Annotated in this window: 12 protein-coding genes and 1 pseudogene; 5 read left to right on the top strand and 8 right to left on the bottom strand. The window is 31.9% G+C overall.

Features of this window, described 5'->3' with window-relative positions; all coding sequences use genetic code 11:
- Positions 1-34 precede the first annotated feature (34 nt).
- From JJE11_RS07880 to JJE11_RS07860, 5 genes are all read right to left on the bottom strand, one after another.
- Positions 35-502: a hypothetical protein gene (locus JJE11_RS07880; protein ID WP_291634300.1), complete on the bottom strand. Its 468-nt coding sequence runs from the start codon at positions 500-502 to the stop codon at positions 35-37.
- Between the two features lie 105 nt (positions 503-607).
- Entirely contained in the window at positions 608-2,005 is a 1,398-nt protein-coding gene (locus JJE11_RS07875; protein ID WP_291634298.1) for an ATP-binding protein, read from the bottom strand.
- The gene (locus JJE11_RS07870) at positions 1,986-2,696 is read right to left on the bottom strand and encodes a response regulator transcription factor (protein ID WP_291634296.1); all 711 of its coding nucleotides are present in this window, start codon (positions 2,694-2,696) and stop codon (positions 1,986-1,988) included. Before JJE11_RS07870 ends, JJE11_RS07875 begins: the two co-directional genes overlap by 20 nt.
- Before the next feature lie 68 nt (positions 2,697-2,764).
- On the bottom strand, positions 2,765-3,418 hold the full coding sequence (locus tag JJE11_RS07865) for a (Fe-S)-binding protein (RefSeq protein WP_291634294.1): 654 nt from the start codon (positions 3,416-3,418) through the stop codon (positions 2,765-2,767).
- A gap of 580 nt (positions 3,419-3,998) precedes the next feature.
- Positions 3,999-5,240 carry an MFS transporter gene (locus JJE11_RS07860; RefSeq protein WP_291634292.1) on the bottom strand — a complete coding sequence of 414 codons (1,242 nt, stop codon included), beginning with the start codon at positions 5,238-5,240 and terminating at the stop codon, positions 3,999-4,001.
- Between the two features lie 267 nt (positions 5,241-5,507).
- Between JJE11_RS07860 and JJE11_RS07855 the strand changes: the two genes are divergently transcribed.
- The 5 genes from JJE11_RS07855 (at position 5,508) to JJE11_RS07835 (ending at position 9,465) form a co-directional block, all read left to right on the top strand.
- Positions 5,508-5,885, top strand: a complete 378-nt coding sequence (locus JJE11_RS07855; protein ID WP_291634291.1) for a GntR family transcriptional regulator — start codon at positions 5,508-5,510, stop codon at positions 5,883-5,885.
- A complete protein-coding gene (locus JJE11_RS07850; RefSeq protein ID WP_291634289.1) occupies positions 5,878-6,573 on the top strand; it encodes an ABC transporter ATP-binding protein in 696 nt (231 codons plus the stop codon). Before JJE11_RS07855 ends, JJE11_RS07850 begins: the two co-directional genes overlap by 8 nt.
- Positions 6,573-7,331, top strand: coding sequence for a hypothetical protein (locus JJE11_RS07845; protein WP_291634287.1), 759 nt, complete (start codon positions 6,573-6,575; stop codon positions 7,329-7,331). The genes JJE11_RS07850 and JJE11_RS07845 overlap by 1 nt, the downstream gene beginning before the upstream one ends.
- 320 nt (positions 7,332-7,651) lie before the next feature.
- Positions 7,652-9,127: a 4Fe-4S dicluster domain-containing protein gene (locus JJE11_RS07840; RefSeq protein ID WP_291634285.1), complete on the top strand. Its 1,476-nt coding sequence runs from the start codon at positions 7,652-7,654 to the stop codon at positions 9,125-9,127.
- A 41-nt stretch (positions 9,128-9,168) separates the two neighbouring features.
- Positions 9,169-9,465 carry a hypothetical protein gene (locus JJE11_RS07835; RefSeq protein WP_291634283.1) on the top strand — a complete coding sequence of 99 codons (297 nt, stop codon included), beginning with the start codon at positions 9,169-9,171 and terminating at the stop codon, positions 9,463-9,465.
- Positions 9,466-9,503: 38 nt separating this feature from the next.
- Here the strand turns inward: JJE11_RS07835 and JJE11_RS07830 are convergent, their stop codons facing one another.
- From JJE11_RS07830 to JJE11_RS07820, 3 genes and pseudogenes are all read right to left on the bottom strand, one after another.
- Positions 9,504-10,037 (bottom strand): hypothetical protein, encoded by a 534-nt coding sequence (locus tag JJE11_RS07830; RefSeq protein ID WP_291634281.1) that lies wholly within the window; start codon positions 10,035-10,037, stop codon positions 9,504-9,506.
- A gap of 12 nt (positions 10,038-10,049) precedes the next feature.
- On the bottom strand, positions 10,050-10,163 hold the full coding sequence (locus JJE11_RS07825) for a hypothetical protein (protein WP_366927918.1): 114 nt from the start codon (positions 10,161-10,163) through the stop codon (positions 10,050-10,052).
- A gap of 205 nt (positions 10,164-10,368) precedes the next feature.
- Positions 10,369-10,493: pseudogene (locus tag JJE11_RS07820) on the bottom strand (ABC transporter ATP-binding protein); the annotation flags it as partial.

Raw genomic sequence — 10,493 nt, 5'->3', positions numbered from 1 at the left:
CCCACTTATAGAAGTAGGAGTCTTTACTTTATATTTATTGTGTCGTGTAACTACCGCATCCGGCACCATTTCCTTGTCCTAACCCATTACCCATTCCTTGTCCTCTTCCCTGACCGTTTCCTTGTCCAAAGCCTGCTCCACTCATCCTACCTATTCCAGCACTTCCCGTGCCATCACAAGTTTCTTGATTTTCCGCAATAGCAGTGTACATTTCATCCGCTGCTGCCTGAGTTAAGTTACCATCTTTTACTCTTTGATCAAGTGCTAGTTTTTTCTGCTGAAGTGACTCTGTTTTAAATTCATCTAACTTTCCTGCCTCACTAGCTATTGTTCCATATGTTTTTCCTGAAGCTCTCTCAGATATAACTTCTTCAACTGTCTTACCTGTTAATCCCGATGTTATATCTGCTGGTGTCTTTGTAGCTACAACTCCAAAAGCAACGCTAGTACTTAGTACGCCTACTACTGCAATGGATAAAACAATCTTCTTAATATTTTTCATAACACACACACTCCTTATATTTTTTTAGATTTACTTTATATCTTTATTATAAGGACCATTTGTGATAGAAGTATGATAGAATACAAAAATAATTGTGAAATCTTATTATTTTTTAATATCAAACCAGAACTTAGTGCCAGTTCCTTTTTTACTCTCTACTCCATATTTAAAGTCATGTGATTCAAGAATAGTCTTTACAATCGTAAGTCCAAGACCCGTGCCTGTGGATTTTACATCCTCTACTTTATCTGTTTTATAAAATCTGTCCCATATATGCTTTAAGTCTTCTTCTGATATACCTATTCCGTTATCCGCAACTTCAATCCTAAGTTTTTTCTCATTTTCTATTGATCTTATATTTATATGCCCTGATCTTTTAGTGTGGTTAAAAGCGTTATTTACAAGATTGTACATAACCTGCTCTATCCTTATTTCATCCCCTTCTACTATAACATCTCCATGATTTTCAAGAACTATATCTACTCCAGTTTTCTCACTTAAAATCTCAAATTTCTTGATGATTCTTTCCAAAAACTCATTAACATTAAACTGGGTTTTATTCAAATTAATGTATCCAGCCTGTATTTGAGATAAATTAAGAATATCCTCAACTATATTACCCAGCCTCTCTGATTCCTCTATAATAATATCAAGCTGTTTTTCACGTTTCTCAGGAACATTTCCTGTTACATCTCTAATTGTCTCAGCATATCCACGTATAAGACTTAATGGCGTACGTAATTCGTGAGATACATTAGCAATCAAGTCCTTTCTAAGTTGTTCAATTTTCGATAGTTCTTCCCCCATATAATTAATAGTCATTGCAAGTCTGCCAATCTCATCCCTACTATTTGATTTGATTTTTGCAGAAAAATTACCGGCAGCCATTTCTTCGGAGACTTTTGTAATTGCAAGTATAGGTCTTGTAAAACTTCTAGATAAGAAGTACGCAAAAATTAAAGCTATGAAAAGTAAAATTAACGTGATGTAACCTAGCTGCACTTTAAGTATTGAAGCCGTATCCTCTACAGGTGCTAAAGGCAAGCTTATAAGAAGGCCACCCTTAAATTCATTTTGCACTTTAAGAGGTAATCCAATAAGTATAAATGTATTATGGAATTTAGGATGTTCTAAAGATAACATTACTTCCTTTCCTTTAATAATGTCATTGACAGCTTCAATTCTTGAATTATTCATCATCATAGGCATCTGAGAATTACTACCATTTGAATCTGCTATATAGATTGTTTCACCATCTGAATCCAAAAACTCCACGTTAGAATTAGTTTCATTTGCAAATGTTTCAAAAGTGCTTTCTAAATTTTCCCCTTCTTTCATATCAAGCTGATTAATAATAGAGTAGCCTTTATTTTTCACCTCTGAAATTTTTATTTCTGTATAAAACTTTTCTAGAAATACAATTTGGAAAAGCCATAGTATAACAAGCATCACAACAACAAGTGCCATCATGCCTGACCATAGTTTAAGTGCTATACTTTTCATTTTTTTCACCCACCTCAAACTTATATCCGGTTCCCCAAACTGTAACAATAAATTTTCTATATTCTTTTATACTCTCCCTAAGCATTTTTATATGTGTATCTACAGTTCTGTCATCACCAATAAATTCATAGCCCCAAACATCATTAAGCAGTTGTTCTCTTGAAAATACTATATTTGGATTCTTAACAAAGAAAATAAGTAAACTATATTCTTTGGGAGTAAGTGTAACTATATTACCATTTACATAAGTATTTCTTGAATCGAATTCTATTACAAGCCCATCAAAGGTAACTTTATTTTCCTTTTTAGAGTCAAGATTGGTGTAAGAACTTCTTCGTATTATTGCTTTCATACGTGCAAGAAGTTCCCTCGGGCTGAATGGTTTCATTATATAATCGTCCACACCTTGCTCAAAACCAAAAAGTTTATCATACTCTTCTCCCCTTGCAGTAAGCATAATTATAGGAACCTTTGATGTCTTGCGTACTTCTCTGCATACGGTGAACCCGTCTATTTTCGGCATCATAACATCTAATATAATCAGTGAATATTTATTCTGTCTGAATAAATCTAAAGCTTCTACTCCATCGGATGCTTCATCTATATCATACCCCTCTAGGCTTGTATATTCTTTTATCATATCCCTTATACGTTCCTCATCATCAACTAGAAGTATTCTTTGATTATCCATATAAATCCCCCTCTTTCTTATTAAGGTTATTTTTTGAGGTAAAGAGATTGTTTTTTTCTATATAATTTTTAATGTTCGTTGATAAAATTATTAATCTGTCCATGCCATTCATCGGGTTCAAACGTTCCTGGAATTGTGTCCTCTCCAAATAAAAGGTCTACTAAATATCTTGGTTTCGTGCCCCCTATATACATTGATTTAGAACAAGAAACACAATAAACAACCACATCTCGTACAGGCATATCTGCAGCACGTTTTTTCATTTGCAACTTAACTTGATCTACAGGAAGAACCCCATAAAAACTATCTCCACAGCAAGTACCCTTTGTTCTAGTTTTTTCTGGCTCTACCACATTTATATTCATTCTTTTAAGTAACACTCTTACAGCATTATGTACTCTCTCTTGATCTCGAGTAGGACATGCATCGAGTATAGCCATATCGCGTCCTTTATAATCTGGGAATGGGAATGTTTTGCTTTCAGCTAATACCTCCCAAAGTGAGATTGTTGTCACTGATTCATAAAGTTCTCTATAACGTTTATCACAACCAGCACAGGTATTTATTATTTGTGTTCCCTTCTCCAAATTTGGTTCATGCCTACAGCAAATTAGGTGTTCATCTATATTACCTAAATCACTATTTAAAAATTCCAGTACTTTTTTCCCAAGCTCTGGCTTGTAAATTATCAATGCACACCCTGGTGCAAATACTTTTTTCATAACACTCGCCTACCAATCTTTTAAATTTTTGTAAACTAATCTCGTCTCACATGTTAAATTATCTAATATCATTATATCCTTATATTCAAAAAATTTCTTCCTATATTTCACTAATCTATTCTTATCATTGTTATATATTAGGAATCTATATTTCTTCAAAAAATTATAGCAGCCAATTTATATAAAAACTATAAACTGACTGCTAAGCAAACCCTAATTCACTTTTTAATTGACTTTCCATTTCTGTAATAACAAATCTTTCCCTTCTATTGCAGTTGTTCAAATTACATTGACATTAACATATTTTTAATTGACCATAATTAAAACAATTGATATATCATATTTCTTGAATCTTGAATCTTGAATCTTGAATCTTGAATCTTGAATCTTGAATCTTGAATCTTTTCAAACCCCTTTACTTCTTAAATCAAAAATAAATTTATAACCTAGATTAATGAATTAGGATTTGCAGGAAGAATTAACTTCTTCTTGTTTTTATTATAGCATAATTAAAATGGCCTGTAAAGATATTTTTTTGAATATTCAGATAATATTTTTACATATACTTTTTAATACTTTACTACAATTTAGGAGCTATATCACCTTTTATATTTTCTTCCGTCTTAATTTTAAGAATATACATTCCTACGGCTCCAAACAGTGATAAAAAGAATATTAATGGCCATACGGCTTTTACTCCTAAAATGTCCATATATTTACCCATGAGTGACGTACCAAGCGCTGCGCCTATTGCAAAGCTTAATGTTGTAACTGCACTAAATCTTGCTCTAAAATTTTGAGGAGTATTATTTGCAATATATACTCCAAAATTCGTCACAACCATGATTTCACCTATTGTCCATATAAGAGTTGATAAAATGTAGAATGGCATTGACTGGATAAATGTAATCATTCCAAATCCAATTGCATATAGGATTCCCGCTATAGCTATTGCACTGAGCGGATGCCATTTCCTTATTTTACTAGTTATAAAAATAGTCATTACAAGAACTGTCATAGCATTAAAACTTATAAGAATACCATAATTTTCTGCTCCCCTACTTCCAAAAACATAATCTAACATTATAGGCAAGGAAAAAACATTTTGTGTATATGTAAAACTTAGAAAAATATTAATGATAAGAAAAACAAGAATTTTAGGACGTTTCACCAAAACTGAAAAAACGTTCCCCACTTCACTTTGTTCTTCATTTCTAACACATTCGTTGATATCATAATCTGGTAAACTCTCATTTATATTTAATACTACTAAAGTTACAGCTATTAGTGAAGTAATTGCATCACCTATAAATATAAGTGGTATATAATGGTTAAATAGAAATCCAGCTACAAGTGGTCCTAGCGCAGCACCTAAGTTTATTCCCAAATATGATATTGAAAACCCAATTTGTCTTTTTTCAGCTGGCAGTACGTCTGTTATAATTGCTGAAAGAATTGGTCTAACTCCTCCATTGAAGAATGAGGATATACAAATAAGTGCGATAATGATTTGAGGATTATTAAAAAACACGCATAAAAACACAAAAAAACCTGCGGTCAATTGAAAAATAGCATAAGTTTTTTTTCTTCCAATATGGTCTGCAATATGCCCTCCTGCAAAAGATCCTGGAATTGATGTTAATGCAGTAAGCATTACTGCAAATCCTGCACTCTCATAGGTAAGTCCCATTTTCTTAACTAAAAACAAAGTTAAAAAAGGTATTACAAAATCACCAAACCTATTGGTAACTTGAGCTAAAAATATAATATATATACTTTTAGGTAATCCTTTATAAGTATCAAAACACCTCAACTTAATCATCCCCCCATTTGTAAACAATAGAATATAAGTTAAATCTATATGCTAGCATTATATTCTCCTTTGCTATAGAAATTTATAATTTTAAGTAATATTTGAAAATCAACGTCAATAAATTATTATTTACTTACAGATTGATTATAGCATTTTAAATAGTCCTTTTAAAATAAATAAAATTTTGTTTTGTATATTGACATCTCTAATGTTCTAGTGTACTATTTGCATATAGCACTAGAACATCAATGTGCTTTGTGAAAGGGAGATGAAATGATGGCTGCAGCATTTAATGACAGAGCACCTATATATTTACAAATTATCGACTTTATAAAAATGGATATCGTTACAGGGAAGTTAAAAGCAAAGGATAAATTACCCTCAGTACGAGAAATGGCAACTACTATGAAGGTAAACCCAAATACGCTTCAAAGATCTTATCAAGAACTTGAAAGACTTGGAATTGTTTATACACAAAGAGGTACTGGAACATTTGTTGGGGAGGTAGAAAATATGGTGGATGATCTAAAAAAGGAAATGGCAAAGGAAGTTATAGATTCCTTTATACTCAGAATGAAAAGCTTAGGCTTTACAACTAATGAAATAATTAAATCTGTTTCTGAGGAAACTATGGAGGTAAACCAAAATGAATAATATTTTAGAATCAAAGAAAATATGTAAGTCATACTTAAATAAAAAAGCGCTAATCGGGGTAGACCTAGATATAATACCTGGGAAAATTGTAGGACTTCTTGGTCCTAATGGTAGTGGCAAAACTACCTTCTTAAAAATAGCTGCTGGCATACTACACGCGTCCAGTGGAGAAATACTAATAGATGGTGAAAAACCTGGTGTTTATACAAAGTCTATAGTTTCTTATCTGCCTGATAATGAATATCTTCTAAAGTGGATGAAAGTAAAGGATGCAGTAAAGTATTTCAAGGACTTTTATTCTGATTTTGATGAAAAAAAAGCATATGAATTACTTAAGTTTATGAGCCTTGAGGAAAATAGCACCGTGAAGAGCCTATCAAAGGGAATGAAGGAAAAGCTAAAGCTTACCTTAGTACTTTCAAGAGCCGCAAAGCTTTATATACTTGATGAGCCCCTTGGTGGCGTAGACCCGACTGCTAGAGAAAAAATATTAGATGCTATAATCAATAATTTTAGTAAAAACAGCTCCATGTTAATTACTACACATCTTGTAAATGATATAGAACGAATTTTCGATGATGTAGCCTTTATTTCTGATGGAGAAATAGTACTACAAGGTAATGCAGAAGAATTACGAATTAGTAAGAAAAAGTCAATTGATGAATTGTACAGGGAGGTATTTATATAATGTTTAATCTTGTAAAATATGAATTAAGAGCAACTATTTTAACCATTCTTGGTATTTGTACAACTGTTATAATTGCTAACCTGCTTCTAATGACAAAGAAAGGTTCATGGGACACTACTGGAATAGTAGGATTATCCATGTTCTTAGCTGTTGGAGCCATAATAGTAATATTTATATCTTCAATGAAAATTATGAGTAAATATTTGCATGAAGACTCAGGGTATCTTTTATTTACGCTTCCACAATCCGGCATTTCAATAATAACTTCAAGGCTCATAACAGCTTTAATTCAAATATCCATTGTTAGTTTAGTTTCTTTTTCAATGTTTTATTTAAATCTACCTGATGAAATACTTAGCTATTTTAAAGATCTTCAGCTAGGTGTAATAGTATATAATATATTTAGTTCTACCTGGGCTACATTGTATTTTTTAATGCTAATATACTTTTGTATGGTTATTGGGAAAGTAGCCTTAAAGGGTAAAAAATTAGGCAAAATAGGTTCTTTCATAATTTTTATAATTATATCATTAGGAATAAGTTGGCTGTCACTTAAACTTACAACACTATTTCCTCAAACAATAAACTTAGGCGGCTCTGCAATAGCTAATAATTTTGGAGCATCTAATTCTGGTTTCTCGCTTTCAGTTACTGCACCTATTATTAATATTGCTAGTGCCATATTTGATATAATTATTTTTGTTGGATTTTTCATAACCACTTCCTATCTAATAGATAATAAATTGGATTTATCATAATTTGCAATAGTTTATAAAACATTATACACTTTTAAAATTGGTAAAACACTCCTGGCTTCTCAGGAGTGTTTTTATTTGCTAAGAACTATCACAGTCTTAAAAGTAAGATTTAACTTCACCTTAACCTAGGCTATGTTATAATAAACTCATATCCATAAATTTAAGAAGAGTTAATTAGCTATAAAAAAAGTAATGTTAATAGTTTTTTTTAGAAAAATACATTTTCAATGATAGGCTGTAAATATCCTTAACTTCTCTTTAGAATTTAAGAATCTGATATCTATACCTTAAACATTGTAAAAATAGGAGAAGTGATAAATTTGAAGGTTTTCGATAATGATATACAAGTTATAAAATACGAGGTAATAAGAGAAGTAGTTAAACTTGCTATTAAAGGAACTCTAAAAAAAGAAGGCAAAAACTTATTTAAGGTTCTTATTCCAGGGCCTAAAGCAAGAACACGTTGTTGCATTCATAAGGAAAGAGCAATTATTGGCGAGAGAATAAAACTCGTAATGGGTGGAAATAAAAAGATAAAAAATGTTATTGAAATAATAAATATTGCTTGTGATGAATGTCCAATTCAACGATTTACGGTTACTGAAGCCTGTAGAGGCTGTATAACACATAAATGTATTCAAGCATGCCCCGTTGGTGCAATTCACTCTATAAATCGAAGATCTTACATAGACTCGAACAAATGTATTGAATGTGGCAAATGCAAAACTGCTTGCCCGTACAACGCAATTTCTGATGTTATGAGGCCTTGTCGTAGAGCTTGTACTGCAGGTGCCTTAAGTATTGATGAAGATAAAAAAGCAGTTATTGATAATGAAAAATGTATCCAATGTGGTGCTTGTGTTTATCAATGTCCCTTCGGCGCAATTATGGATAAATCCTCAGTAGTGGACGTTACTAATATATTAATGGAATCAAAAAATGATAAAAGTAAACATGTATATGCAGTCATTGCCCCTGCAATCGCTAGCCAATTCACCTACGCTAAAATTGGTCAAGTAGTTTCCGGTATAAAAGAATTAGGTTTTAAAGATGTCATAGAAGCTGCCCTAGGTGCAGATATGGTAGCACAGCATGAAACAAGTGAATTTATAGATAACATCCAGGAGTTCAAGGCTATGACAAGCTCTTGTTGTCCAGCCTTTGTTTCTTACATTAAGAAAAATTACCCAGAACTCGGTAAACATGTTTCAAGCACCGTTTCACCTATGATAGCAATTTCCAAACTAATTAAAACGACTGATCCTTTAGCCAAAGTCGTATTTATCGGACCTTGCACAGCTAAAAAAATGGAAATAAAGCAAGACGATCTAAAAGGCATTACTGATTACGTATTGACTTTTGAAGAGCTTCAGGCAATGCTTGATGCTTTTGAAATAGACATTGAAACCTGCGAGGAACTTCCCTTAAATAATGCATCTTTTTATGGGAGAATTTTTGCAAGATCTGGTGGTCTTACTGAAGCAGTTAAACACTTAGTTGAAGCTGAAGATACTTCTGTTGAATTTAAACCTATAAGCTGTGACGGTCTCATCGAATGTGATAAAGCCCTAAAATTATTGAAATTCAATAGGTTAAACGGTAATTTCATAGAGGGAATGGCTTGTTCTGGTGGATGTATAGGTGGCGCGGCCTCCCTTCATCATGGTCCAAAAGATAAAACCGAAGTAGATAAATATGGTAAATTAGCCTTAGAAAAAAGTGTTAGTGATTCACTCAGAGTAATAAAAACAGATGAAATTGACCTGCATCGCAGTAAGAACTTTATGTCTAAATAATGCATAAGATAAATTTAAAATCACATAGGAGGCCATAATTTATGGATATGATAATAAAAATAATACTACTTTTAGTTCCAGCAGGTCTATTTATTTACTTTGATAAAAAAATGGTAATTACCAATAAAGTTAAATCAAAATTAAAGATAAATCACTTTTTAGGATTATTTGCTTTTATGACAATATCCTTATTACTTACAACATTAATGGTAGCAACGTTAACAATGTTTTTACATTTATCTAGTGTTTTTACATATGGATTTCAAACATTGCTACTAGGAATTCTTTTGGGGTTATTCTCAAATATACAGAAGCTATTAAGAGGACAAGGACGGTAGTAATGGGAACGCTTTGCTGAGGCTGGCGTTCCTTTCGTTTACCCAATAGGATATATTTTGAGCATGATAGATTGTGGCTTGAAGAGGCTATTATTAATATCAGCTATGTCATAATCTCCATCAACTACCTTCTTTGCTGCAATAGTTAATCTTCTTATCCTTTTATAGAAAAAACTATATTGAAAATAATTCAGTATAAATAATATAGCAGCCATGACAATAAAGATTATAATAATTGAATAGTTATTCTTTATAATGGTTCCACTTACATATGGGAAAAGAGCATCCTCTAAATCTTCTGTTAACCCATATTGCTTTAAAAAAGCACTTCCTTTTATAGCTTCTTCCTTAGAGACTTCCTTTGTAATAAGAGGTATAATTTCTTTCTCCATCTCAGGATTTTTCTCTATCATTCTTTCGCTAATAGCTCCCAAACTTTTTATATAATCAGCCTTTAAGTTATCATGATGCATTTTTAAACTTAAAGATGTAATGAGTAAAAATAAAGTCATTAAAAACAAAAGAACGGTCGAACTTATTTTCAGTTCAGAATTAATAAAATATCTTCTCATACCATCTACTCCTTATTCATCACCGCAGGTACTGCCATCACCTTGGTTATGCATATCCTTATTCCACATGTAGCCTAGTCCACGTTTATTAACAATATATTGAGGATCACTAGGATTGTCTTCTATTTTATCCCTTATCCTCTTAATATAAACTGATAGTGTGTTTTCATCAAAAAGGATCTTCTCCTTCTAACATTTTCTGACTGTAGATATTTTTTAGAAACTTCAAGTGAATTCGAATCATAAATCATAATAGAGCTTTGTACAAGGGTTTTCTCCTCTCCATCCAGAATTGTTTTTTTATAAATATTTCCCATATATTGAATTTCTTTCACTTTACTGCTTTTAAGTTTTTATCAGAAATTATTTCACCATCTTCAATGGTGATAACTCTATCTGCCATGGCTGCTATATTAACGTCATGTGTTATAAGTATTAGTGTTTGATTATATTTTT

Origin of the sequence: Clostridium sp. (assembly GCF_016650095.1) — a bacterium.
In the GTDB taxonomy this organism is placed as follows: Bacteria; Bacillota; Clostridia; order Clostridiales; family Clostridiaceae; genus Clostridium_AD.
The sequence above is the reverse complement of the archived record's forward strand: the minus strand, read 5'-3'. Positions and strand labels throughout refer to the sequence as shown.